Here is a 24,623-nt window from a genome sequence, read left to right as displayed (position 1 = left end):
AACGTTTCGACCTCGGCCGCCTTTGCCTTCATCTGTGGCGCCCTGGTCGGGCGGTCACCAGTAGATTCGCTTGCTGCGACCTTTATCGAGGCGGGAAACCCCAGTGTTGCCGCCCTGACCTTCAAATCGGTCATGTCGTCCCATGCCTGAGGCGACTTGTCACAAAAAGCCGGCGTCACTTCCGATGTTAGATCAGTCACCTGAGCTCGTTGTCATGGGCCGCGGGCTGACGGTCAGCTTCTTGCTTACTAGAAAGTGACCTGTTATCGCAGGCAGGCGAATGGATCTCTGCCTCGCCTTAGGTCCCTCAAAACTTGACCATCAGATTTGCATCGAAGCCGTTTTGCTTCATGGCCGATGCGAACTGGCCCTGATAGGCGAAGCCAAGCTTCGCATAGGGGCTGAGTGCGACGTCGATGCCGGCCTCGATCAACGCTGCATTCCTTGCGATCGGGGCGCCGGCGATGGCAAACGTGTCGGAGCCAGCGAAGGCGAAGGTGGAGATCGGTGTAACGTCGCCAAATGCATGGCGCCAGGCAAGTGTACCGCGCGCCGTGACAGCGGTGCCGCCGAGATCGAAGTTGCTGGATGCCCTAAGGCCGAGGGTGGTGAACGTCACATCGGTGTTGGTGCTGGACGCCGTCAGGGCCGCGGCACCGCCTGTCTCGCTGAAGCCGTCGGTGTGGAGTGTCACGTAAGAAAGTCCGGCGAATGGTTCGAAACCGAACTGCCCGGCCTTCAGGTCATAGGCGATCTCAGCAAAGGCCTGTGCGGTGGCGGCATCATAATCGGCGCTCAGACTGTTATCCAAGCCGGCGAAGGCGACGTGGCGGCCCATTGAGATGTCGTGCCAGGTGTAGGCCGCGCCGGCGCGAAGGCCAAAAGCGCCCCATTGGCCACCGCCATAGAGGCCGAGATGCCAGTTCTGGCTGTCGCCCGAGAACGCGCGATCATCGACATTGAAGCTCGAATGGCTGAAGCCGGCGATGACGCCTGCCCGCCAGTTATCGCCGAAGGCGCTGTCGATGCCGGTGAGGAAACCGCCGGTGGAAGACGAGATCGGCGCAGCATTGCCATCGCCGTCATTGTCGCGCCATGAGCCGAAGGCGGTTGCCCAGGCGGCGGCGCGATCCGTGGTGGCCGGCAACAGCATGCCATGGATGGCTTCATTGGATTTGCTGCCTCCCTGCGCCACCTCGCCATAGGCGATGACAGGCGCATCGCTGGCCGCGACCGTGCCGAAGGCCGAACGGATGCGCGCATTGACGGCCTCGGCAACGTGCTGGCTATCCTCCACCAGGACGCCATTGGCACTGGGATATCCATCGCCCGACAACTGGTCGAAGATCTGGCGTACCGTTTCGTCGTCATTGGCTAGAACAACGACGGCCTGGTAGAGCGCGCTCAGCGATCCGAGCGTCTCGAGCACGCCGGCCGTGCTCTTCTGGTTGAATGTCTGGGCAAAGTCGGTGAAGGCAACGTTGTTGCGATTTAGGGTCAGATTCACGTCGTCGCCATCATAGGCCAGGAACGGATCAAGGAAGGCAAAGTCCGAAGTCACGCTGTCGAACTGACCCGAAACGCCACCGTCGGCGGTGAGGATCGTATAGGTCGAAGACGGCTTGTAGCCGCCGTCGACACCAATATGGGCGACAGAGCCGCCGCCGATGGTCGCCGCGCCGGTTACGTGAACCAGATCGCTGGAACTGCTGGCCGGGTCGACCTCGACCTGCAAGCTGGCGCCAGCGTTGAAGACGAGATCCCCGTCAACCGTTAGTGTGCCGATAGAGGCGCCTGGCGCCAGTGTGCCGCCACTTTGAACAGTCACCACGCTGCCAGCCCCGGAGCCGACCGTCCCGTGGCCGCCAAGCACGGCACCATTCGTCACATCAAGGTTGCCGCCGAGCCTTGCCCCGGAATGTACGTCGTCCGATCCGATGAGGAGGGTGCCGCCGGCCACGGAAGTGGTGCCGGTGAAGCCGGAACCGTCGCCATCATAGGAAAATGTCGCACCCGTCTTGATGAACGTGCCGGTGCCCGAAAGGATGCCGCCATAGCTGCCATCCTGGTCCTGGACAATCGTCAAGGCCTTGGTGCCCAGTTGGACAGTGCCGCCGGAGCCGCTAAGATTGTGGATCGTCATGTCGAGAGCGCCAATACCACTGATGTCGAATACGCCGGCATCGATCTGCAGCGAACCCGGTCCGATCGAGCCCGCTCCCGAGAGCGCAAGCGTGCCGGCCTCGATGGTAGTGCCGCCCGAATAGATGTTGGTTCCGGAAAGCACCAGCGTGCCCGCGCCGGTCTTGCGCAATCCATCGGTGCCCGCGATCACATTGGAGATGGTCGACACATAACCGTTGCTTGCGGCGCTGCCATCGCCGACGCGCACTTCGACCGGCGCCGGATGATCGGCGTCTGCCACCAGCGTCAGCGTGTCGCCGGTGAGCACGTAGCCGCCCGACGCGAACTGCATGCCGGTCGTCTGGACTGCGCCGGCGCTGCCGTCCACCGTTACGGTGCCTGCCTCGCCGCCGAAGACGGCGAAACCGGGCTGCGGCTGCATGGCCGCCGTGAGCGCACCCGTCGCATCGGTCCAATTCGGCGCCATGTTCGACCAACTGCCAGCGCCGCCGCCCATGTGGGTGGCGTCGGCCTGGCCGTTGGCGTTCCAAAGGTTCAGCGTCAGGCCGGTGGTGTTGATGAGATTGATCTGCTTGTCGGCCGTCAGCATTTGGATCGACAGCGTCGATGCGGGCGGAACGGCGCCCAGAGTGAGTCCGCCGTTGCTCTCGGTGAGTGTGCCCGTGTAGTCGACGATACGGTAAAGACCGGGGCCGAAGCCGCCAGCATTGGCGACATCGAGCACGGCTCCGTTGAGCGTCACGTTTCCGTTGACCATGACGCTATCCGCCTGACCGGTCGTAAAATCCGCGCCCGGTGCTGCCGCCTCGTAGGCCAGACGACTGCCCTGCTGCAGGGTCATGTCGCCGTTCACCGTCATCGTCCCGATCGAGGTGCCCGGTGCGATCGTGCCACCCGAAGCGACTGTCGTCGTGCCCACCGTGCCCGAGCCGCCGAGCGTGCCGCCCGTCAGGACGTCGATCGAGGAACTCGAATCGCCAAGCGTTCCGTTTACCAGCAGCACGCCGCCCGAAATCGTCGTCGTCCCGGTGAATCCGGAACTGTTTCCGGTCAGGATCGTCGTGCCCGCGACCTGTCCGATGGCCCCCGCGCCGGTGATCGCCGGAGAGAACGTGTAGCCCGTCCCGGTATGGTTGAAGGTGAGAGTTCCCGCTCCCGCGCCGAAGCGAACCTCCGCAGCCTGCAGCGTGCCTGGCGCGACGGCCGGCAGCCCAGCGGCCGCACCGATGTTGAGGGTGCCAGTCGAGCTACTCTGAACGGCGATATGGGCAATGCCTGCCCCATTGCCGGTGCTCACTGCGCCACCATCCGCGACGGTCAGCGTGCCAGTGCCCCCATAACCGACATAGAACGTGCCGTTGTTCTTCCAGGTGGAGCCGGCGCCCGTTACAATGGCCGTGCCGCTCGAGGTCACTCCGATAGCCCCTGTAGCATCGCTGACCAGGCCACCGTTCGCGACGGTCAGCGTGCCGGTGGCGAAATCGCCGACATAAAGGTCGCCGCTGTTGGTCCAGGTGGAGTTCGCGCCCGTTACCGTGGCCGTGCCCGTGGAACCCGGCTGAAATCCGAGGCGGCCGACCGTGTTGGTGACGGCGCCGCCATCCTCGACGTTCAGCGTCCCGTTGCCGGAACGACCGATAAGAAGCTCGCTGCTGTTCGCCCAGGTGGAGCCAGCGCCCGTCACAGTCACCGTGCCGGTGGAGCCAGCGAGGTATCCGATGTAGCCGACCGTGTTGGTCACGGCGCCGCCGTGCTCGACGTTGAGCGTACCATCACCGCTACTGCCTATGTAGAGTACGCCGCTATTCGACCATGTGGAGCCGGTACCCGTCACAGTCGCCGTGCCGGTGGAACCTGCGTTAAATCCGATGTAGGCAACCGTGTTGGTGACGGCGCCGCCATCCTCGACGTTGAGCGTGCCGGTGCCGGAACGGCCGACATAAAGTTCGCTGCTGTTCGTCCAGGCGGAGTCCGCGCCCGTCACCGTCGCCGTGCCGGTGGAGCCAGCGTCGTATCCGATGTAGCCGACCGCGTTGGTGACGGCGCCGCCCTCCTCGACGTCGAGCGTGCCGGTGCCGGAACGGCCGACATAAAGGTCGCCGCTGTTCGTCCAGCTGGAGTCCGCGCCCGTCACCGTCGCCGTCGCCGTGCCGGTAGAGCTTGCGAAAACCCCGATGTAGCCGTCCGTGTTGCTGACAGCGCCGCCGGCCTCCACGTTCAGCGTCGCGGTGCCGGAACTGCCGACATAAAGTGCACCGCTGTTCGTCCAGGTGGAGTCCGCGCCCGTCACCGTCGCCGTCGCCGTGCCGGTGAAGCTTGCGAAAGTACCGATATAGCCATTCGTGTTGCTGACAGCGCCGCCGTCCTCGACGCTCAGCGTCGCGCCGCCGTTAAAGCCGACATAAAGTTCGCCGCTGTTCGTCCAGGTGGAGCCGGTGCCCGTCACCGTCGCCGTGCCGGAGAAGTCCGAGCCATTGCCGATAAAGCCCTGCTTGTTGGTTACGGCACCACCGGCCGCGACGTTCAGCGTGCCGTTGACAGTAAGATCGAGGCTGCTCGTCCAGGTGGAGCCGGCGCCCGTCACCGTCGCCGTGCCGGAGTCGATGGAGCCCGCCGTGTTGGTGACCACGCCGCCGGCCGCGATGGTCAGTGTGCCGGCGCCACCGGCATAGCCGATAAAGAGCCAGCCGCTGTTCGTCCAGGTGGAGCCCGCGCCGGTTACCGTCACCGTGCCGGTAGAACCCGAGTGATATCCGATGTAGCCGTTAAAGTCGGTGACCTTGCCTCCGTCCTCGACGTTCAGCGTGCCGTTGCCGAAAAGGCCGACAGTGAGCTCGCCGCTGTTTGTCCAGGTGGAGCCGGTGCCCGTCACAGTCGCCGTGCCGATGGAGCCAGGGTCACGACCGACAAAGCCGAATGTGCTGGCGACCGTGCCGCCGGCTTCGATGTCCAGCGTGCCGGTGCCGGATTTGCCGACAAACAGCTGGCCCCCTACGTTCCAATTGGGCGATGCGGCGGGGGTCGGATCCACGTCGCCGGAGATCGACACGGATTGGGCCGAAGCGGGAATGCCTGTCGCCAGCGTTGCGAGACTGGTCGCGACCGCCGTGGAAGCCAGAAGCATCCGGATCCGCCTGGTCGATGCCAGGCCGCCCAACAGGGTGACCTTCCTGGAACCGTATTCCATTTCACCCTACCCCTAAATTAGCTACAACTTACACGTTCGCATGGCCAACACAACCCAGGCCACAGGGCACAACATGGCTCAATTTAGCGGCGGGGAGGTGTCGCGATCCAGCTTGCCAAGCACCTCGGCGCAACCGTTGCGACTACGGCGAGCGCCGATTTGGTCAAAGGTCCGCGCGAGGCCGACATCGGACCCGAATTTGCCAACGGACCGATCCGTTGCCCAAGCTGATTCTGCTCTGCCGAAGGCTTGCAATGCTGTCTCTTGAGGCTGAAAGGCAGCGACAAGGTCTCTTTCTAAGGCCAAAGGCGCATGAGTGCGCTCACCGCATCAGGTATCGAGAAAGCCTATGGCACGGTCCGAGTTATTCATGGCGTGTCAGTCGACATGAGGTCAGGTGAATTCGTCATCCTGGTCGGCCCGTCGACGTTGCGCCGAAGTCGCGCGACCTCGCCATGGTGTTCCCGAACCATGCGCTCTACCCGCACATGCCAGCGCGCGAGACCGTGGTCTTCGCGCTGACGTTGAAGAAGACCGACAAAAGCGAGATCGGCGAAGTGGTGCTTGGCCACATTCGAGTGGCTTTAACACGATGCTAATCTAGGTGGCGGCGCTCGACGCCGAATCCTGCCGGACCGCTCGATGTTTTGGGCCACCATCTTTTCCGAGCGCTCAATCGCGAGTTCGTCCCGTTTGAGGCGCTGCTTGACACTTGCGACTTCGGCCGCCATCGCGATTCGGCTTTTCGTGATGTTTGTCATGAGATTGAAACACCGGGAGGGCGGAATCGTTCCTTGACGCCGGCCAGGTGGCGCTCCAGCGATTGCAGCCGCTGGATCAAGATGACGCTCCTCAATGTGCCCCGGAGCTGCCCAAGCGTCTGGTGCGTTCCTTTGCAACCATTTTAGTTTAATCTAATTTAAACTCGGTCAGTCGGAGTTTGCGTATGTTGAAGTTCATCCGGCCGATGTTCCCCACGCTTGTCGAGGTGCCGCCGACAGGGGACAACTGGATTCACGAAATCAAATATGACGGCTATCGTACCCAGGTGATTGTTGAGGACGGCAAGGCCAGAGCGATCACGCGAAGGGGCTACGACTGGTCATCGACGTACAAGACGATTGTCGAGGCGGCGGCAACCATTCCGAAGTCGGCAATCATCGACAGCGAGGCAATCGTCCTTAACGAGAAAGGCGTGTCGGATTTCCATTCGCTGCGGTCGGCGATGCGATGGGCGCCGGATCGGATCATCTTCGTTGCCTTCGATCTGCTGCACCATGACGGCATCGATCTGCGTCGCGAACCGTTGCTGGCACGTCGGGAAAAGCTGCTCGAACTCGTCGGCACCGCTAAAGGCGTGATCCAGTACAGCCACCATGTGCATGGCGGCGGGGCTGACTTTTATGCCGCGGTTGATCGGATTGGCCTAGAGGGCATGGTGTCGAAGCGGGAAGAGAGCAGCTATCGGTCAGGCGACACCGAAGCCTGGGTGAAAACGAAATGCTGTGAGGAAGTCGACTTTGAAGTTGCAGGCGTGCAGCGAACGCCCGGTTCGGCTCCACTCGCCTTGATGGCAACCCGCGATGCGGAACGCCGCTACGTCGGCTCGGCAAACATCGCCCTGACCAAAGCCATGCGGGAACGCCTCTATGCCAAGGTGCAAGAGGGGAAAGGCTCGCCACCGAGGGGCGCCGACAAGCCCGATGCCGAATGGATCAAACCTGGCCTTGTCGGACGCGTGAAGACCCTTAAGCGCGAAAATAAACTACGCCACGCCACGCTGCGGGCGATCCGGGAGGCAAAGGCATGACGCATCGCCCACGATGCACATCTCGGGAATCGACCGGTGCGAGGGGTGGCCGGCGCCTGTGGCGGGTTCGACTGTCGGGATGTAGCGATCATCCCAGGCATCTTTTTCGGCTAACGTCTTCGATCTGACGTAGGCGGTAAGAGTGGGAATGCTCAAGTCACTCCAATCGGCCTCAGTGAATTCAGCGGTGTCCATATCGCGAGCGTAACTCATGGCAACGAATGACGATGTGATCACCAGCCGTTTAACCTTCGCTTCATGTGCTGCTCGCAACACTCGTAGTGTGCCAGATCTGGCGATGCCGATGGTGTCAATATTGCCATCCTTTTGTCCAACGGCAAATGGAGAGGCGACATGTAGCACGTAGGAGCTACCGGCGGCGGCATCATCCCAGCCGGGATCGGCACTCAAATCTGCCTCGATGAAGGAAAGAGAAGCGCCAATTGATGATGCGCCCATCTGCTCGAGTGTACGACGAACTTCTGGTTCGCGTGTCAGCGAGCGTACAGTGCATCTAACCCGGTATCCAAGATCGAGCAGCTGCAAAATACAGTACATACCGAGGAAGCCGGAACCTCCCGTAACCAGCACTTGTTGGGATTGCGTAGAACGTTTGAGAGGTCTGATCATCGGCATCTGAAGTTGCGGGATTTCCATCGCAGTTTGAGCACTGATTCGATAGCCGACCACGCCCTTTCCCGATAACTTGGTCCTCTCCCCGGAAAAGCACAATCTCATATAGCTGGAAGACATGCTGTCTTCCTTGGCCGAAATGATCTCGCCGTTCAAACTTCCAGGTTCCGGCTCGGTGTGCGCTCCGGAGAAATCCGGCGAAGGCATCCGGGCAAAGCCCTGCTGTGGCTGACAGTCTGCGTTGTGCTTGTCGGCGCGTCGGCGCTTTGGCCGCAACGACCTCGCTCGCCGGGGCCGTGATCGCATCGGGCACCGTGGTCGTCGAAAGCAACCCCAAAAAGGTGCAGCACCAGACCGGAGGCAAACGAGGAACTGCGCGAACTCGATGGCAAGGAGGCCGAACTCGTCGAGCGGAAGACAGTGGCGCAGGACCAGCTTGCGCGGACCGAAATCCGCGCTCCCCAGTCAGGACTTGTCCAGGAGCGTGCCGTCCATACGTCGGCGGCGTGATCAGTCCCCGCGAGACCATCATGCTGATTGTTCCTGAACAGGACAGGTTCGTGGTCGACAGGCATGGTCGCGCCCGCCAGCATCGATGACGTCGAACCCGGACAGCCGGTTTCCATGCGCTTCTCCGCGTGCGACGCAAATACGACCCCGGAATGCAAGGGGACCGTGCAGAGAGTCTCAGCCGATCTGATCAAGGACCAACAGCGCAAGATTTCCTATTTCGTGGGAGGACGACGCTCGACGACCAAAAGCATGCCCGCGTGGAAGGCGGCTACAGCCTGGCATGCCTGCGGAGGTCCACATTCAGACAGGCGATCGCAACGTTTGGTCCTACGTGCTGAAGCCTTGTCGGGCCAGGTTCACCGAGCGTTCCGGGAATAGGTCGTCCTTCGATTGCATTCATTTGATAGGATGCAAGATGCCCGGCACTGCTCTTGTTCTGACCCCTAATAGGCGCCATCACGAGACCTCATACTGCTGCGCCAGCGAAGCGGAAAGCTGGTCGGCGAAACGTGCAGCGGCCACCGGTAGGGTGCGGCCCTTGAGTTGGCCGACATAGAGCATGCCAGCGGGCACGTCGCGCAAGTCGAGCGGCCGGGAGATCATGTCACCGGTCATCGTCTGGTGGGATAGGCCAATCGGGAAATGGAAGGTGATGATATCCTCTGAGATAGCGTGGTTGCGCAGGAATTCGAAGCTGTCTGACTGAATCACCGGCTCCAGCTGCAGCGATGACGATTGCGCCCCGATGTCGAGCAGGTAGCGCACACCGTAACTTGATGTGGGAAGCGCGATTGGATAGTCGAGGCAAGCGCGCAAGCGCACCGTCTCGTGAGAAGCCAGCGGATGATGGGGCCGCATAACCGCATGCACCGGCTGGTGCACCCGTATTAGTGTCATGAAGGCAGCCAGCCGGGTTGGCTCGTAGACGATGGCAATGTCGGCCGTGTGATCGACCAAGGCACGCTCGGCCTCCTCCCGGTCGCGCAGGTGCACTCCGAAGGTCACATTCGGATGTTCCTTGCGGTAGAGTGAGATCTGCATCGGCAGATGGTAGGGCAATAGCGCCTGGCTGCAGGCGATCGCCACATGGCCGCGCCGGGCGCCAGCAAGGTCTGCAATCTGCGATTTCACGTGCTCCATATCGGATAACTGGTTGCGCATGTGCTGCACTAGAAGTTCGCCGGCGCTGGACAATCGCACGCCGTGAGGCAGTCGCTCGAAAATGGCAACGCCGAGTTCGGCCTCCATCGCCAATATACGCCGATTGAGCGCCGTCGAGGTTATGGCGAGCAATTCCGCGGCGGCGCGGATCGAACCGGTCTTGGCCACCACATCGATATAGTGAGCGGAGTTCAGGTAACGCATCGGCAGCCCCCGGCATCACCGCTGCAATTCTTGCAGCAGGCTGAACAAAACATAGCACAAGACAGCAGCGCCGTCATCGAGGATAATTAATCCTGTCGAAGAAGCATCTTCAAGCGACATTGATTTTTTAAAGGCAATGAAAGATGGAATAATGTTTGTTCCACTTTCTTCAACTAATTCATCGATCGAATGGAGCAATCATGCGCCACATATCAATTGTAATATTAGCTTCTCTCGGTCTTGTCGCCCTTGCAAATGTATCGGCGATCGCCGTCGAACAATGTGGCGACGCGACCGCGTCATCTGGCCTGCCAGGTTATAATCATCAATGTGGTGTGACCTCTAAGGACAGCATCGATGAAAGCGCTCTAGCGGACGTAGGCGAGCATAAAAGCTGCGGTTCGGATTGTGCGCAAGTCTACAGTCTTTGTAATACCAGCAGGGGTAGAGACTGTCGCCAAGAGTACAAAATCTGTTCTTGGAACTGCGTCTTTGGTGCGGCAATGACGATTCGCTAGTAAAGAAACCCGACATTTGAAATTGCGCCGGAGTAGGGTACCAACCCGCATACGTGCGCTGGAGATATCGTAGGGCCACACCCTTACGCTGAGGCCCCGGCGCCTGGCCCGCCCATTGAGGTGGCTCCTTGTGTCAAACGCGCCAACACGTTTCGTTTCAAAGAAGGTTAGCAAGCAGGCGCGCGGCTGCACCATGGTAACTAACGCAGACCTGTTTAGCCATCGGTAGCGAACACCAAGCAGTAAGTTCGGCAACGAGAATGTCGTCGTTCCCATTCACCGGCGTGGTGCTAAGTTGTCCCTGCTTGTTCATCATGATCGCTACGGTTCCGTTTGCGCCATAACCGATAGCTGCCATCCTTTGAATGCGAGTGTCGTCCTCGACGCGAATATCGAACAGAACAGAGCCACCAGTCTTTTCCGCGACGTCAGCCACTCGATCGGCAAACGGCCGATTGATATTGGCGAAAGACTGCTCGAACAAAACCAGTTCAACATACTCCGCCTTCATTGCGTGAGAGTGCGCGGCATGACGCGCAGAACCAATAGGCCATGCACGTCTTATCCACACAAAAACGACCGCCACTGAGGGTGGCCTCTTCCACAGAAAACAACATAATCACCACCCAAACACCTTCGCGCGACAACGCGTTTAGGCCAGAGATGAGACGTCCTCTTCATTAGGCCTGGAACCACTGGTTTCAGCGCCAGAGTTTCTGTATTGCGGAAATTGTACCCTGAATCGGCTGCGACATCAGAGCTATCTGGTCCAGCCTCGTTCCCGAGGCCAGCTGGGGCGCAATCAGTCGCAGACAACCGTGGGCGAGATTTGGTTCGGTCAGCGCTGGAATGACGCTGCTGTCACTGTTCCCGCTTTAGAGGAAATGTGGCGTCGCCATCCTTCTCGCCTGATAAAACGCGCGGATTGGCGCTTGAGACACCGTCGTTCTTTCCGCCTTTGTGGTGCTCTTCTGATTGGCCTCGCGCGTCTGCTTCAAGCTCCTTGCCGGGGCGCTTGCCAACTTTCTTGTCGACCGATTTTTCCACCATCAGCCTCTCCTTTGTGAAGCAATGGCAACTCTTCGATCGGCCTGAGGTTCCGGGACAATCGGCCATCGGACCGCTGCCGCCCAAAGGCGATTTCGGTCTTCGCGTCCTCCGACCCTGGGCATTTCAGGTCGTGGCAAAGTTGGACTTCAACGGCCGACATGAGGCGCATTGGAGTCCGGCAGCTTTGGGGCCGTCTGCTGTCCTTCCGGTTTGGGCGCGATGGGCTAGAAGCTGGCGTTCCCCTTGCGACCCGAGTCGGTCATGTGATGTGGGCGCCAGAACCCCCAAAGGCGGACGGTCGACAGCCTTTTGAGGTGAGCGTAACGAGATCCCGTCAACGGGTGGATGCCGAAAGACGGCACCGACCCGAGATCAGTAGCTTTATCATTTTTTTGAATTCTGCGCGGTAAGGTTCCGCGCATGTGGTTGAAGACTTACTTGATCATCACCGGCGTCGGCGCGTTCGTGGCGCTGACAATGCCATGGCTGGTCATCATCGGCAGTTTCCTGATCATCCCGGGGCTCATCCTCGGGTCGATGCCAACGGCCTTCATGTATGGCATCGCTTTCGCGCTGTTCTGCTTGCTGCTCGGAAGTTTCCTTTCAGGCGTTCCTCTGAACGTCATGTCGGGCGCCGCGACGCTGGCACTGTTTTGGACCATCCCCCAGCCAGGCCTCACCTGGGCGAGGGGCATGCTGGCCAGCCTGGAGGAGCCGGACATTCAGTCGAACGCACCGATTGCGCTCAAGGGCGATATTCTCCTCGCCCGCCCGTTCGAGGGCCGTTGCGATGCATTGTGCGCGGCCTTGCTCAAGACCCCGGGCGTCACTTCGGTCCGCGTCCAGACCCTTCGCGGTCATTCCTATACCTACCGCGTCGTGCCAGACTCGACGCCCGGAAAACGAAGCACCGTCATCGGGCATGGCCTGCTGGAAGAGCGGCGCTACGATGCCTCCGATCCGCTCGCCCCTCAGCGCGCGCTGGAATCCGAATGGAACCTGATGATGTCAGAGGGCAAGGCGCTGCTGCAAAGCGACGACGCCCCCGAACCCGACTTCACCATCGCTATCGAGGACGGCCCTGCCGCGCCCGATTCCAAGCCCCGATCGGGACGGGTGGATTGGTCGCTCGAACCCTCCGCACCCCACCGCAAGGCGCTCACCATCACCGACGCCGGTGAACAGGTGCTGCTGCGGCAGTCGATCCTGTCGATCTTTGCCCCGGCGGCGCCGTTGCTGATCGGGACTTCGGGCGGGATCGAGAACTTCCGGTTCGGCTGGGCGCGTCTGCGGCTCGGTGACGGAAGGATGTACGCCGAGGTTCCGGTCAACCGGCTGCTGCTCGACCACACCAGCGTTTCGCGCGGCGTGAATATGGAAGCGGCGAAAGCGAGAACGCGCGAGGAACTTGCCAGAGCGCTCGACGATCCGCGTAAGCCGGTGAGCGGTCCCGTGTTCGCGCTCGCCAATCAATGGATGGACTCGTTCCGCGCGAACGACCAGCCGCTCGGCGAAAGCGACCGGCGCCTGCTGGTTCGCGTCTTGGAGGACCCACGGGTGCGATCCCCAGACGGGCTGTGGGCGATCATCAAACAGGTCGATGGCGACTCCGCCGATCTGCGGCGGCTCGCCGCCCGCCGCTACCTCGCGGCCACCGACAAGGAGGAGGCGCGCCACTGGATCAATGCCCTGGCCGGCCTCCCTGTGGGTGCATACACCGATCCTCTGCCCGAAGAGCGCGCGATTCTCGCAGATCCGGAGGTCAGCCGCTTTGCCACCGGCCTGATCAAGCGCCAGGGGGACCGCGGCGTCGATGCCGTGCCCGACCTGTTGCGGCTGCTGCGCGAGTACTCCGTCTACGATCCGGACAAGTATGGTTTCAGCGACCTGACCGCGGCTACCGATGCCGTGCGAAGCGGCTTTCGCCGCATTGGCCCTGCGGCCTCTTTCGCGCGGCCTGAGATCGAGCAGCTCTTGGCTTCGCCGGGTCTGAAGTACGGCTACAAGACGCTCGGCCAGGAAGAATGGGACACGCTGCTGGTCGTCCTCGGGAAGCCTGTCGAAACGCTTACCAAGCCGGAAAACCGAAGTGGAACCGACGCGAGGTACCGCGAGCGCGTCGCTCAACGGGCCGCCAAGCCTTACGACCCACGCCGGGATTGATCGCCGAAACGGGACGAAGAATCTTCGCGGGCAGAGCTAGCCGCTTCGTCCTACCGGTCTTTCCGATATTCCATGGTGCGCGACCGTGTGTGGCGGGATCAAATCGAGTAACCCATCGTGTTACTCCTCGGTTTTGATTGGGCACTCGAGAAACGAGAGGTGAAGGCAGAAGCGGGGCCGATAGCGAAACGGCAGCTTCCGGCTTCGCGATCAAGGATATCACAAGTTTAACCGCCGCGGGCGGTGTCGCCACCTGCTCTTGCCTCCGCATATTCCGTTGACGAAGTGTTCAAGCGGGAACGATCTGACAGAAAGCGGCGCCAGCCCCCAAATGACGAGATATCAAAAGCGCCTAGCAAGCCCACGGATTCCACTAGAAAACCTTTGGCGGTGCTGCCATCATCAAGCTCTATATTGCCAATGCCCAGGGGCGACGGGATGGCGGCCACAAAGTGGCCGAATGCGTCGGCAGGTAGCCGCCAAACCTCTACCTCGATCGCAGTGCCGCCGTTTTCAACACGGACCAGTCCCGGCTTGGGCGTGGTCTGGCCCGCGAGCTCATATAGCTTGTATGAAGATGCCGTCCTCATTGCCCGGCAGAACCGGGCACCAGCCTCCTTGAGATGGCCATTGAGCGGCATTCCCGAGAGGTGAGCGCCGACCACCACCAACTCGATAGTGCCATCTTCGACTGATGCGCCGACAGGCTGCGCGCTCGGCTGCCGCCAGCCAGTCGCGCCGAGGGTGAGACTGCTCGCGGCATGGAGATCGCGCGCGACGGATGCTACAAGGCCGTCCGCTCCGGCGGCCGCAAGCAGCGTCACGCTCATCGGCAGCCCGTCGTCGCGCTTGCCGGTCGGCACGGCGATGCCGCACATGTCCAGAAGATTGACGAAATTGGTGTAGGTGCCGAGCCGGCTGTTGGTCTCGACGGGATCGGTGAGCACGGTAGCAGTGGTATAGTGCGTTGGGGCGGTCGGCACGCAGAACAGGTCGACCGAGGCGATGACCGGGGCGAGCTTCGCCTTGTAGGCCTGCAAGGCGTAGAGGCCGCGGAAGGCGTCTGCCGCCGACAGGTTACTGGCGCCGCCGATGATCTTGCGCGTCACCGGATGCAAGGCGGCTTCGTTGGCTTCCATGAAATCGCGGATCGCCGCATAGCGCTCGGCCACCCAGGCACCCTCATAGAGTAGGTTGGCGGTGGCGTAGAAATCGCCGAAGGGGATTTCGACCAGCCGGCAGCCAAGCCGCGACAGAATGGCAAGCGAAGCTTCGAAACCAGTCTGCATGGCCGTATCGCCGAAGAATTTGAGCTCCGCTTTTACAGGCACGCCGACGGTCAGCACCGGTTGGCGCGCGGCGAGCGGCTGGACGGCGATGTCACGCGAATAAGGATCGGCAGCGTCGCGCGCGGCGGCAACGGAGAACACCCTATACGCATCATCGACGGTCAGCGCGAACACCGAGACGCAATCGAGCGTGCGGCAGGCCGGCACGACGCCGGCGGCCGACAACGCGCCGACCGTCGGCTTCAGCCCGACGATGTTGTTGAGGCCGGCCGGAATGCGGCCGGAGCCGGCGGTGTCGGTGCCAAGCGCGAAGGAGACGATGCCGCGCGCCGTCGCCACCGCCGACCCCGAGGAGGAGCCGCCTGGCACAAGCGCCTCGTCGATGGCATTGCGCGGGATCGGCCAGGGCGTGCGCACGCCGACTAGGCCGGTGGCGAACTGGTCGAGATTAGTCTTGCCGACGACCAGCGCACCGGCCGCTTTCAGCCGCGCCACAACGGTGGCGTCTTTCTCGGGCCAATAGGTGTATTCGGCGCAGGCGGCCGTCGTGGGCATGCCGGCGACGTCGATGTTGTCCTTGACGGCGAAGGGAATGCCCCAGAGCGGCTTTGTCGCCGGGTCGAACGGACCGAGTGCCGCGGCCTGGGCTAGGAAATCCGCCTTGGCGGCGAGATGGATGAAGATGCCCGGGTCGTCGGCCGCTTCGATGCGGGTAAAGATCGTCGCGATCACATCGCCAACGGCGAGGCCTCCCCGATAGGCTGCGTGAAGGCTCGCTATGTCGAAATGGATATCGCTCATTTCGTCTCCTCCAGAATGATCACCGGCAGGTCCCACTGGATCAGCACGACGCAACCGTCCTTCGTCCACACCGAATGCTCGGTGCCGACCGGGTTCAGGATGACGCTGCCGGCGGGATAGTCGCCGTTCTCGTCGCTCTGGGTGCCTTCCAGCACGACGATGGTTTCCAGCCCGACATGTCGGTGTCGCGGCACGCTGGCGCCGGACCGGTATTTCAGGATCGCGACCGACGGCTCGACCGGCCCGCCCTTCAGCAGCCAGTGCACGCTGATGCCGTCGCGGAAATATTCGAACGCGAGATCGCGCCAGCCGCCGTCGAGCAGGCCGGCAAAGGCAAAATTAGGCATTGGCAATTCCCTCGAGCACCTGGTCGGTCGTTGCCGTCCAGCCGACGATGGCGCTCTGCGCCCGGATCATGGCTAGTGCCGCCGCCTTGAATTCGGGAAAATAGCTTTCCGTCGCGTCTTCGGCGAGCAGGCACTCATAGCCGCGATCATTGGCCTCGCGCATCGTCGTCTGCACGCAGACCTCGGTGGTGACGCCGGCGAAAACCAGCTGCTGTGCGCCGAGCCGCTTCAGCTCGCCACCGAAGCTGGTCGCGTAGAAGGCGCCCTTGCCGGGCTTTTCGATGACGATCTCGCCCGGCAGCGGCGCAAGCTCGTCGAGGATTGCGGTGCCCGGCTCTCCGACGATCAGCACGCGGCCCATCGGCCCGACATCGCCGATGCGGATCGCCGGATTGCCGCGATTGCGCTTGGCCGGCGGCAGGTCCGACAGGTCGGCGCGGTGGCACTCCATGGTGTGGATCACCGGCAGGCCGGCGGCGCGAAAACCTTCGATCAGTTTCTTCACCGTCGGCACGATCGCGGCCACCCGGCTGACGTCGTTGCCAAGGCTGGCGCCGAAGCCGCCGGGCTCGGCGAAATCGCGCTGCATGTCGATGACGACCAGCGCCATCGTCTGCGGCTTGAAGGAGAAGGCGAACGGCTGCGCATCAATCTCCGCCATCAGTGATGTCCCGCCATATGCTCGCCGATGGTCTGCACGCTCGCTTGCGCGATCGGCGTCTCGTAGACCAGCGCGCCGTCCGACATGACGAAAATGCGGTCGGACAGTTCCAAAAGCTCGTCGAGGTCCTCCGACATCAGCAGCACTGCCGCACCCGCATTGCGCGCCTTCATGATGCGGGCGCGGATTTCGGCCACCGCCGAGAAGTCGAGGCCGAAGCACGGGTTGGAGACGATCAGCAGGTCGACCTCGCCGGTCAGTTCGCGCGCCAGCACGGCGCGCTGCACATTGCCGCCCGACAGCGAGGCGATGGGCGAGGATAGCGAGGCGGTCTTGACCTTGAACTGCTCGACCAGCTTGGCGCTGAACGCGCGTATGGCGCTGGCGCTGATCCAGTTCACCGGCCTGCCGTTGCCGTCGATGTCGAAGGTGCGGAAGGAGATGTTCTCGGCCACCGTCATTTTTGGCGCGCAGGCATTCTTCAGCGGCTCTTCCGGGATGAGCCGCACATTGAGCGCGCGCGCCTCGGCCCGCGTCGCCGCATAGGCGGAGCCGCGTACCAGCACCTCGCCACCGTCGCGCGGCCGCTGGCCGGCCAGGACCTCGAGGAATTCCTTCTGGCCATTGCCGGAAATGCCGGCGATGCCGACGATCTCGCCCGAACGCACGCCGAGATTCTCGATGCGGATCGACTTCAGCCCGGTGCGGTCCGGCGCCTTCAGCGATTTGACCTTGAGCACGATCTCGGCATCGGGTTTCGGCGCCGCGCGACTGTCGAGCGCGGCGATCGGCTGGTCGCCGATCATCATCGCCGCCATCGCCTTGTGGTCGAGATCGGCGACGCGGCCGGTTCCCGTCAGCCTGCCCTTGCGCAGCACGCTGACATCGTCGGCGAAGGCGGTGACCTCATGGAATTTGTGCGAAATCATCAGCACGGTGAGGTCGCCGGCCTTGGTCATGTCGCGCACCAGCCCCAGCACCTCCTGCGCCTCACCGGGCGTCAGCACCGAGGTTGGCTCGTCCAGCACTAGAAAGCTGCGGCCAAGATAGAGCTGCTTGATGATTTCGAGCTTCTGCTTTTCGCCGGCGGCGAGTTCCGCCACCTTAACGTCGAGCGGCAGCTTGAACGGCATGCGCTCCATGAACACGGCAAGGTCGGCTCGTTCCCTACGCCAATCGATAATGCCCGGAACCTTCTCGCGCGAGATGACGAGGTTTTCCGCACCGGTCAGCGACGGCACCAGCGTAAAATGCTGATAGACCATACCGAGCCCGAGCGCCGAGGCGTCGCGCGGACTAGCGATCGCCACCTCGCGGCCATCGACCAGCAGGTCGCCTGATGTCGGGTGATAAAAACCCATCATGCATTTGACCAGCGTCGACTTGCCGGCGCCGTTCTCGCCGAGCAGCGCGTGGAAGGAGCCCGCCGGCACCTTCACCGACACGGCATCCAGCGCCGTGAAGGCGCCGAAGCGCATGGTCATGCCGATGGTCTCGACGCCGACCGCTTTCCTGTCATTCATCGCGGCCTCCTCATGGCAACTGCGCGACAAGCGCCTTGGAATTCGACACCGTGCCGAAGACGCCGCCCTGCATCTTGATCATCTTGATCGCCGCCAGATGGTTGTCGTAGTCGGTCGCCCCGCAGCAATCCTCCAGCATCATGCATTCATAGCCGCGGTCGTTGGCCTCGCGCATGGTGGTGTGCACGCAGACATCCGTGGTGATGCCGGTCAGCACGATGTTCTCGATGCCGCGCTGATTGAGGATGAGCTCCAGGTCGGTGGCGCAGAACGAGCCCTTGCCGGGCTTATCGATGATCGGCTCGCCCTCGGTCGGGTAAAGGTCGGGGATGATGTCCCAGCCCGGCTCGCCGCGCACCAGGATGCGCCCGCACGGGCCAGGGTCGCCGATGCCGGCATTGATGCGGCGCGAGCGCCAGCGCTTGTTGGCCGGCAGGTCGGCGAGATCGGGCCTGTGCCCCTCGCGCGTGTGGATGATGGTGTAGCCCTTGGCTCGCATCGTCGACAGCACCAACTTGATCGGCTCGATCGGTGCGCGCACCAGCGACAGATCGTAGCCCATATGGTCGACATAGCCGCCCGGCCCGCAGAAATCGGTCTGCATGTCGATGATGATCAGCGCCGTGTTGTCGGGCCGCAGGTCGCCATTGTAGGGCCAAGGATAAGGCTCGGCGTCGATCGTATGCTGAGTGACTTCGGCTCTGGCGTTCATCGGCAAAACTCCAGTCATTTGGTGATCGACAATTCGCCCGGCGCGCCCGCAAGCGTTCGTGTCGGCGACGAGGTGGCGATCATGATGATGAGGGTGAGGATGTAGGGAGCGGCGTAGAACATGTAGTAGCCCTGCGTGACGCCGACCGATTGAAGCGCCGGGCCGAGAGCTCCCGCCCCGCCGAACAAAAGCGCTGCAGCAAAGCAGCCGAGCGGGTTCCAGCGCGCGAAGATGACCAGCGCCACCGCCATCAGGCCCTGGCCCGACGAGATGCGTTCGGTCCAGCTGCCGGGATAGTAGAGCGACAGGTAGGCGCCGCCGATGCCGGCCAGCGCGCCACCGACACCGGTGGCGAGCAGCCGCACCGTATCGGGGTTGAGGCCCATGGCGCGTGCCGCGTCCGAACTGTCGCCGACGACGCGCACGATGAGGCCGGCGCGGGTGTTGCGGAACGCCCACCACAGGATGACCGACAGCACCGCGCCGATCAGGAACAGCACGTTGACGTCGAGTGCGGCTTGCACCTGCGGAATGTCGGACCAGCCGCCGAAGGGAATGGCCGGCAGATTGGGCGCCTTCGGCTTGATAAACGGCTTGCCGAAGAAGAAGGCGAGACCCGAGCCGAACAGCATCAGCGCGATGCCGACGGCGATGTCGTTGACTTTCGGGAATCTGCAGATCCAGCCATGGAACAGGCCGAAGCACAGGCCGGCGAAGGCGGCGGCGATGAGGCCGAGCCATGGCGAGCCCGTCATCACCGCCACCGCATAGGCGGTCATCGCACCGAAGACCAGCGTGCCTTCGAGCCCCAGATTGATGCGACCCGAACGCTCGGTGATCGCCTCGCCCAGCGAGACGAAGATGAAGGGCGTCGACACGCGGATGGCGCCGCCGAGCACGGCCAGCGGCACGCCCCAGAGGCCGATCTCGGTCGCGTCCATCAGGCGGCTCCCTTCACGAGATCGGGTCTTTTCCAAAGATCGGGATTGAAGGCCTTGAAGCGGCCGTAGAGGGTTTCGCTGAACAGGATGACGATGAAGATCATGCCTTGCAGCACCAGCACCGTGGCGTCGGGCAGGTCCATGCGGCGCTGTATCAGCCCGCCCGAGGCGTCGATGCCGCCAAGCAGGATGGCGAACGGAATGATGGCCAGCGGATTGTGGCGGGCCAGGAAGGCGACAAGGATGCCGGTGTAACCATAGCCGGCGGAAAGCGAGGCGTTGGCGCTCCCCTGCACGGCGGCGACCTCCAGCATGCCGGCAAGCCCGGCAAAGCCGCCAGCGAGCGCGGTGAAGCCGACGATCAGCGGCCCGACGGCCAGCCCCTGTACCTGTGCTGCCCGCACATTGCCGCCGGCGATGCGCGCGGCAAAACCCCAGCGGGTCTTTTCGATGAGCAACCAGGAGAGGATGCAGGCGACGACACCGACAACCAGCCCCCAATGCACGTCCATGCCCGGAATGTTGCCGATGCGGTAGATGTCCGCCAGCGGCTGCGTTGACGGCTTGTTGAGCGAGGCCGGGTCGCGCAACGGCCCTTCCACCAGCTGGTTCATCAGCGCGATGGCGATGTAGGCCATCAGCAGGCTGGAAATGGTTTCGTTGACGGCCCGATAATGGCGCAGCGCGCCGACGGCACCGATCCAGATGCCGCCGGCGGCCATGCCCGCCACGCCCATGGCAAGAATGACGATTGACGATGGCCCGCCGCTGAGCGCAGTGCCGGCTGCCGCAGCGGCGACGCCGCCGAGCACGATTGCACCCTCGCCGCCGATGACGACGAGGCCGAGCCGGGCCGGCAGGGCCACGCAGAGCGCGGCCAGCAGCAGGGGAGCGGCGCGCGACAGCGAGTTCTGGACCGAGAACCAGGAGCCGAAGCCGCCGCGCCACATGGTCTCGTAGAGCAGGATCGGCGACTTGCCGACGAGCACAATGAACAGGCTGAACAGCGCCATGCCGACGATCAGCGCCGCGAGCGGAATGACCAAAGCCTCCGCCCGCCGCGCAATCCATTCCACCGCCGCCGAATAGGCCTTGGCGCTGAAGAGTGCCGGCATGCCGGCCCCTGTCATCGTGTCCGTCATCGCCCCACCCCCTCAGATCAGGCGGTCGAACCGACGACGCCCTCGACCAGATAATCCATGCTTTCGAGCTCGATCGCGGTCTCCGGGAATGCTTGGCTCGCGGTGGCGACGACAGCCCCCTTGTTGCTCTTCAGCGGTCCCTTGATGACGGCGAAGCCGCCGTTCATCATTTCGGCCAGCGTGGCGTCGAACTGCTTGCGCGCCGGCTCGCCGACGGCGGGACCGAGCGGGCTCATCTTGACGAAGCCGTCGGCCAGGCCACCGCGCGTGAAGTTGGGCAGTGGCGTGCCGGCGACGAGGTCGTCGACGAACATCTTGTAGACCTTGGCCCAGTTCCACTCGGCCCCGGTGAGGTATTTTTCCGGCGCCAGCGGGCTCTGGTTGGCGTGATAGCCGCACACGAAGGCCCCACGGCCGGCGGTCGTCTCGACCACCACTTTCGGGCTATCGACATGGCAGCTAATAACGTCGGCGCCCTGGTCGACCAGTGCGTTGGTGGCTTCCGCTTCCTTGACCGCCAGCGACCATTCGCCGGTGAAAATGACTTGGCAAGTGATGGTCGGATCAACCGAGCGCGCGCCGAGCAGGAAGGAATTGATGTTGAGCAGCACCTGCGGGATCGGCTTGGCGGCGACGAAGCCGAGCTTCTTCGTCTTGGAGGTGTGGCCGGCGACAACGCCGTTGAGATACTGGCCCATACCGATATAGCCGAAATAGGAGCCGGCATTCATCGGGTGCTTGGCCTTGTCCCACATGCCACCGCAATGGCGGAACTGCACGTCGGGGAATTTCGTGCACATGGCCAGCATGTGGGGGTCGAAATAGCCGAACGAGGTCGGGAAGATCAGCGAGGCGCCGTCGAGATTGATCATCGATTCCATCGTCTTCTGGACGTCGACCGTCTCCGGCACGTTCTCCTCCTCGACGATGGAGATGCCCTCGATACCCTTCAACGCCGCCGCCCCTTCGGCATGCGCCTGGTTGTAGCCGTAGTCGTCCTTCGGCCCGACATAGATGAAGCCGACGGTGGCGGCAGCGGCAAAGGCCCTGCTGATGGGGAAGGCAGCGGACGCAAGCCCGAGTGCGGCTCCAGCGGCGGAGGTCTTGAGTAGCTCGCGGCGGTTAAGCGTGAATCTCGCGGTCATTGTGAATGCTCCCCTGTAGACCCTTTCCGGGCCGGTTAACATGCCGTCAACAAAGTGCATGCAATCGCCATGCCAGTTTCTTTGGCGAAATTAATTAATGGAATCAATCGTACCTTTAAAAGAGCCTGCTTATGTAGCGGGCAATTGCATGCACTTCTTGCCTTGAAAACAGCCAATTTGACAGGCAGATTAAAATAGAGGCATACAGGGGTATGTTGAGTCGATGGGCCGCTGCGTCGACCCTCCACAAGAAGACGGGGCGGAGGAGATTTGTCGGGGAAGCGCAACTTGATCAGGTCGGGCAAGACCGTGGATCAGATGGTGAGGGCGATCGGGGACCGGATCGTCACCGGCTACCTACGCCCCGGCGAAAAGCTCGACGAGACCTCCCTCGCCGCCCGCTTCGACGTATCACGCACCCCGGTCCGGGAGGCGCTCGGCCACCTCAGCGCCATGGGGCTGGTCGAAAGGCGGCCCAACCGGGGTGCTATCGTGGCTGTCGTGACGCAAGAGCATCTCGCCTCGATGTTCGAGAGCATGGCCGAACTGGAGGCGATCTGCGCGCGCTTCTCGGCCGAGCGCATGACCAGTGCCGAGCGCCGCTCGCTCGAAATCGAGCATCAGGCTTCGGCGCGGATGGTGCAACTGGGCGCCGAGGAGGACTACGAGTATTTCAATACCGAGTTCCACACCCGGCTCTATCGTGGTGCCCACAACCCGCATATCCACGATCTCACCGTGATGACCCGCAGCCGGTTGGCACCCTTCCGGCGCGCTCAGTTCATGCTGCCCGGACGGTTGGCCAAATCCTGGCAGGAACACGAGCTAATCGTCACCGCAATCATGCGCGGAGACGGCGCTGCTGCGGGCAAGGCCGCCAGGGATCATGTCTCTATCGTCAGCGAGGCGAGCGCGGTGTTCGCGGCTGATGGCGGCAAGCCAGTTCGGCGGGACGTGGCCTGAAAATTCCGAACATCCCGAATCTCGGGACGATGTCTGCTTCCAGGCGGCGCACAGTATCGCGCAACGGCTGATATGAGGCGCTACGCTGCTCGGCAGCAAGGCTTTGAAGCAGCATGGTCAACCAGACCGATATACGTGCCCCAGTTGGTATTCTACGTCGAGGCGTGAGCGATGAGGGACTAGATGTTTGATCCCAGATTTTGATGGGCATCCTTGTCCTCCGAATCAAGGGATGCGCTATGGGCCAGGTTCTTCATGGGAGCGCCACGACGACAGAGGCGGTCCGTCGAGCGATACAGCATAGTCAAGAGAGCCTGAGGGCGCTGGCGAAGCGCTACGGGGTCAACCAAAAGACTGTTGCCAAATGGCGGGAACGGACCTCGGTGGCAGATTTGCCGACCGGTCCGAGAGAGCCTAGATCGACAGTGCTCTTGCCCGAGGAGGAGGCCGTCATAGTCGCCTTCCGGCGCTACACTCTGTTGCCACTCGATGACTGCCTCTATGCCTTACAACCGACGATCCCACACCTGACGCGCTCATCACTGCATCGCTGCCTGCAGCGCCACGGCATCAGCCGCCTGCCGGACGTAGAAGGCGACAAGCCGGCGAAGAAGAAGTTCAAGAGCTATCCGATCGGCTACTTCCACATCGACGTCGCCGAGGTGCGCACAGAACAGGGCAAGCTGCACATGTTCGTCGCTATCGACCGCACCTCGAAATTCGCCTTCGTCGAACTGCATGAGAAGGCCACCACCGCCATATCGAGAGACTTCCTACTGCGCCTGATCGCGGCCGTGCCCTACAAGGTCCACACTGTCCTCACCGACAACGGTATCCAGTTCACGACGCCCGGCGCCGGCGGTTCGGCCGTGCCATTGATCAAGGAGGCCATCGCAAACGGCGAACGCTTCTGGGCCCATGCCTTCGAATACGCTTGCGCCACGAACGACATCGAGCACCGAACGACCAAGGCAAGGCATCCGTGGACCAACGGCCAGGTCGAGAGGATGAACCGGACTATCAAGGATGCAACCGTCAGGCGTTTCTATTACGAGAGCCCCGACCAACTCCGCCAGCACCTTGCCGACTTCATCTCGGCCTACAACTTCGGTCGCAGGCTCAAGACCCTCAAAGGCCTTACGCCCTACGAGTTCATCTGCAAGGCGTGGGCGTCACAACCGGAACGCTTCAAACTCGATCCGCTCCAGCAAATGCCGGGACTAAACAGCTAGAGCACTCCCGCCCTCTAAAGCGATTTTACATCATCCGGAAACTGGGCGCAGATCGAACCACCGAGGCAGAAACGGAGAACGCCAGCTCTGCGGAGTAAGGTACGGACTGCAACAACACTGCGCGACGGCGAAATTCGCCGCCGAAACTACGCTATTGCCGCCGTTTGTACCCTCACTCCCACTCGATTGTTTAACCAGCGTATAACCCTTTGAAATCGCTGTCAAATATTTTCCAGAACTGCTAAAATTCCGACATTAGAACCGTCAAAAATTACGCTCTTGATTCTAAAGGGAAAATCGCCACAAAAAATATTTCGAGGTTTCACCAACTATCGGGACTATCCGGGCGATTTTCGAATTTTATGACGTCCACCAGCGTGCCCAAGTCGCCTCAAAAAGTACCGTCGCTTTCTCAACTAAGGCATTTTTCATCGCAAAATGAGCCGTTGTCGCGAGTCCGGGTGGATCGTCCGTATGGTCCCG

19 protein-coding genes are annotated in these 24,623 nt (G+C 62.2%); 5 read left to right on the top strand and 14 right to left on the bottom strand.

All coding sequences use genetic code 11. The features are described from left to right. Positions 1–307: 307 nt before the first annotated feature. Positions 308–5,332, bottom strand: coding sequence for an autotransporter domain-containing protein (locus NP945_RS17850; protein ID WP_256747100.1), 5,025 nt, complete (start codon positions 5,330–5,332; stop codon positions 308–310). Between the two features lie 455 nt (positions 5,333–5,787). On the opposite strand from NP945_RS17850, the gene NP945_RS17845 reads away from it, so the two are divergent. Further along, complete coding sequence (locus NP945_RS17845) at positions 5,788–5,931, top strand: hypothetical protein (protein WP_164762814.1); 144 nt, start codon at positions 5,788–5,790, stop codon at positions 5,929–5,931. A gap of 347 nt (positions 5,932–6,278) precedes the next feature. Beyond that, on the top strand, positions 6,279–7,142 hold the full coding sequence (locus tag NP945_RS17840; RefSeq protein ID WP_256747099.1) for an ATP-dependent DNA ligase: 864 nt from the start codon (positions 6,279–6,281) through the stop codon (positions 7,140–7,142). Here NP945_RS17840 and NP945_RS17835 read toward each other — a convergent pair. The 5 genes from NP945_RS17835 to NP945_RS17810 all read right to left on the bottom strand — a co-directional run bounded on the left by NP945_RS17835 (position 7,098) and on the right by NP945_RS17810 (position 11,221). Continuing rightward, complete coding sequence (locus tag NP945_RS17835; protein WP_256747098.1) at positions 7,098–7,931, bottom strand: NAD-dependent epimerase/dehydratase family protein; 834 nt, start codon at positions 7,929–7,931, stop codon at positions 7,098–7,100. The genes NP945_RS17840 and NP945_RS17835 overlap by 45 nt on opposite strands. Positions 7,932–8,744: 813 nt before the next feature. Beyond that, entirely contained in the window at positions 8,745–9,653 is a 909-nt protein-coding gene (locus tag NP945_RS17825; RefSeq protein WP_127322614.1) for a LysR family transcriptional regulator, read from the bottom strand. A 15-nt stretch (positions 9,654–9,668) separates the two neighbouring features. Next, positions 9,669–9,851: a hypothetical protein gene (locus NP945_RS17820; RefSeq protein ID WP_256747097.1), complete on the bottom strand. Its 183-nt coding sequence runs from the start codon at positions 9,849–9,851 to the stop codon at positions 9,669–9,671. A 477-nt stretch (positions 9,852–10,328) separates the two neighbouring features. Next, positions 10,329–10,757 carry a hypothetical protein gene (locus NP945_RS17815; protein ID WP_245466439.1) on the bottom strand — a complete coding sequence of 143 codons (429 nt, stop codon included), beginning with the start codon at positions 10,755–10,757 and terminating at the stop codon, positions 10,329–10,331. Positions 10,758–11,032: 275 nt separating this feature from the next. Beyond that, entirely contained in the window at positions 11,033–11,221 is a 189-nt protein-coding gene (locus NP945_RS17810; RefSeq protein WP_127322616.1) for a hypothetical protein, read from the bottom strand. 438 nt (positions 11,222–11,659) lie between these two features. Here NP945_RS17810 and NP945_RS17805 point away from each other — a divergent pair, with 438 nt between their 5' ends. Then, a complete protein-coding gene (locus tag NP945_RS17805; RefSeq protein WP_256747096.1) occupies positions 11,660–13,384 on the top strand; it encodes a hypothetical protein in 1,725 nt (574 codons plus the stop codon). Positions 13,385–13,611: 227 nt separating this feature from the next. Here the strand turns inward: NP945_RS17805 and atzF are convergent, their stop codons facing one another. Genes atzF through NP945_RS17765 form a run of 8 tightly spaced genes read right to left on the bottom strand, consistent with a single transcriptional unit; the run spans position 13,612 to position 21,945 of the window. Next, positions 13,612–15,474, bottom strand: a complete 1,863-nt coding sequence (gene atzF / locus NP945_RS17800; protein ID WP_236383264.1) for an allophanate hydrolase — start codon at positions 15,472–15,474, stop codon at positions 13,612–13,614. Then, positions 15,471–15,821: a cupin domain-containing protein gene (locus NP945_RS17795; RefSeq protein WP_127330529.1), complete on the bottom strand. Its 351-nt coding sequence runs from the start codon at positions 15,819–15,821 to the stop codon at positions 15,471–15,473. Before NP945_RS17795 ends, atzF begins: the two co-directional genes overlap by 4 nt. Then, the gene (locus NP945_RS17790; RefSeq protein ID WP_127330531.1) at positions 15,814–16,482 is read right to left on the bottom strand and encodes a cysteine hydrolase family protein; all 669 of its coding nucleotides are present in this window, start codon (positions 16,480–16,482) and stop codon (positions 15,814–15,816) included. Before NP945_RS17790 ends, NP945_RS17795 begins: the two co-directional genes overlap by 8 nt. After that, positions 16,482–18,005 carry an ABC transporter ATP-binding protein gene (locus NP945_RS17785; protein ID WP_127321990.1) on the bottom strand — a complete coding sequence of 508 codons (1,524 nt, stop codon included), beginning with the start codon at positions 18,003–18,005 and terminating at the stop codon, positions 16,482–16,484. Before NP945_RS17785 ends, NP945_RS17790 begins: the two co-directional genes overlap by 1 nt. A 10-nt stretch (positions 18,006–18,015) precedes the next feature. After that, the gene (locus NP945_RS17780) at positions 18,016–18,717 is read right to left on the bottom strand and encodes a cysteine hydrolase family protein (protein WP_127321989.1); all 702 of its coding nucleotides are present in this window, start codon (positions 18,715–18,717) and stop codon (positions 18,016–18,018) included. Positions 18,718–18,731: 14 nt separating this feature from the next. Continuing rightward, the gene (locus tag NP945_RS17775; protein ID WP_127321988.1) at positions 18,732–19,658 is read right to left on the bottom strand and encodes an ABC transporter permease; all 927 of its coding nucleotides are present in this window, start codon (positions 19,656–19,658) and stop codon (positions 18,732–18,734) included. Next, positions 19,658–20,788, bottom strand: a complete 1,131-nt coding sequence (locus tag NP945_RS17770; RefSeq protein WP_256747277.1) for an ABC transporter permease — start codon at positions 20,786–20,788, stop codon at positions 19,658–19,660. Before NP945_RS17770 ends, NP945_RS17775 begins: the two co-directional genes overlap by 1 nt. A gap of 29 nt (positions 20,789–20,817) precedes the next feature. Then, entirely contained in the window at positions 20,818–21,945 is a 1,128-nt protein-coding gene (locus tag NP945_RS17765; protein WP_127395360.1) for a BMP family ABC transporter substrate-binding protein, read from the bottom strand. Between the two features lie 288 nt (positions 21,946–22,233). Between NP945_RS17765 and NP945_RS17760 the strand changes: the two genes are divergently transcribed. Together NP945_RS17760 and NP945_RS17755 are read left to right on the top strand one after the other, a co-directional pair. Continuing rightward, a complete protein-coding gene (locus NP945_RS17760; RefSeq protein WP_127323185.1) occupies positions 22,234–22,908 on the top strand; it encodes a GntR family transcriptional regulator in 675 nt (224 codons plus the stop codon). Positions 22,909–23,147: 239 nt separating this feature from the next. Then, on the top strand, positions 23,148–24,140 hold the full coding sequence (locus tag NP945_RS17755; protein ID WP_256747095.1) for an IS481 family transposase: 993 nt from the start codon (positions 23,148–23,150) through the stop codon (positions 24,138–24,140). Positions 24,141–24,623: the final 483 nt, after the last annotated feature.

It is taken from the genome of Mesorhizobium sp. LMG17149 (genome assembly GCF_024518695.1).
Classification (GTDB): Bacteria; Pseudomonadota; Alphaproteobacteria; order Rhizobiales; family Rhizobiaceae; genus Mesorhizobium.
Note: the sequence above shows the minus strand (reverse complement) of the source record. Positions and strands in the feature narration are given on the sequence as shown.

What these genes read in the sequence shown, in the direction of transcription:
- NP945_RS17850 (WP_256747100.1), bottom strand. Translation starts at nt 5,332, where the DNA reads ATGGAATACGGTTCCAGGAAGGTCACCCTGTTGGGCGGCCTGGCATCG.
- NP945_RS17845 (WP_164762814.1), top strand. Translation starts at nt 5,788, where the DNA reads ATGGTGTTCCCGAACCATGCGCTCTACCCGCACATGCCAGCGCGCGAG.
- NP945_RS17840 (WP_256747099.1), top strand. Translation starts at nt 6,279, where the DNA reads ATGTTGAAGTTCATCCGGCCGATGTTCCCCACGCTTGTCGAGGTGCCG.
- NP945_RS17825 (WP_127322614.1), bottom strand. Translation starts at nt 9,653, where the DNA reads ATGCGTTACCTGAACTCCGCTCACTATATCGATGTGGTGGCCAAGACC.
- NP945_RS17810 (WP_127322616.1), bottom strand. Translation starts at nt 11,221, where the DNA reads ATGGTGGAAAAATCGGTCGACAAGAAAGTTGGCAAGCGCCCCGGCAAG.
- atzF (WP_236383264.1), bottom strand. Translation starts at nt 15,474, where the DNA reads ATGAGCGATATCCATTTCGACATAGCGAGCCTTCACGCAGCCTATCGG.
- NP945_RS17795 (WP_127330529.1), bottom strand. Translation starts at nt 15,821, where the DNA reads ATGCCTAATTTTGCCTTTGCCGGCCTGCTCGACGGCGGCTGGCGCGAT.
- NP945_RS17790 (WP_127330531.1), bottom strand. Translation starts at nt 16,482, where the DNA reads ATGGCGGAGATTGATGCGCAGCCGTTCGCCTTCTCCTTCAAGCCGCAG.
- NP945_RS17785 (WP_127321990.1), bottom strand. Translation starts at nt 18,005, where the DNA reads ATGAATGACAGGAAAGCGGTCGGCGTCGAGACCATCGGCATGACCATG.
- NP945_RS17780 (WP_127321989.1), bottom strand. Translation starts at nt 18,717, where the DNA reads ATGAACGCCAGAGCCGAAGTCACTCAGCATACGATCGACGCCGAGCCT.
- NP945_RS17775 (WP_127321988.1), bottom strand. Translation starts at nt 19,658, where the DNA reads ATGGACGCGACCGAGATCGGCCTCTGGGGCGTGCCGCTGGCCGTGCTC.
- NP945_RS17770 (WP_256747277.1), bottom strand. Translation starts at nt 20,788, where the DNA reads ATGACAGGGGCCGGCATGCCGGCACTCTTCAGCGCCAAGGCCTATTCG.
- NP945_RS17765 (WP_127395360.1), bottom strand. Translation starts at nt 21,945, where the DNA reads ATGACCGCGAGATTCACGCTTAACCGCCGCGAGCTACTCAAGACCTCC.
- NP945_RS17755 (WP_256747095.1), top strand. Translation starts at nt 23,148, where the DNA reads ATGGGCCAGGTTCTTCATGGGAGCGCCACGACGACAGAGGCGGTCCGT.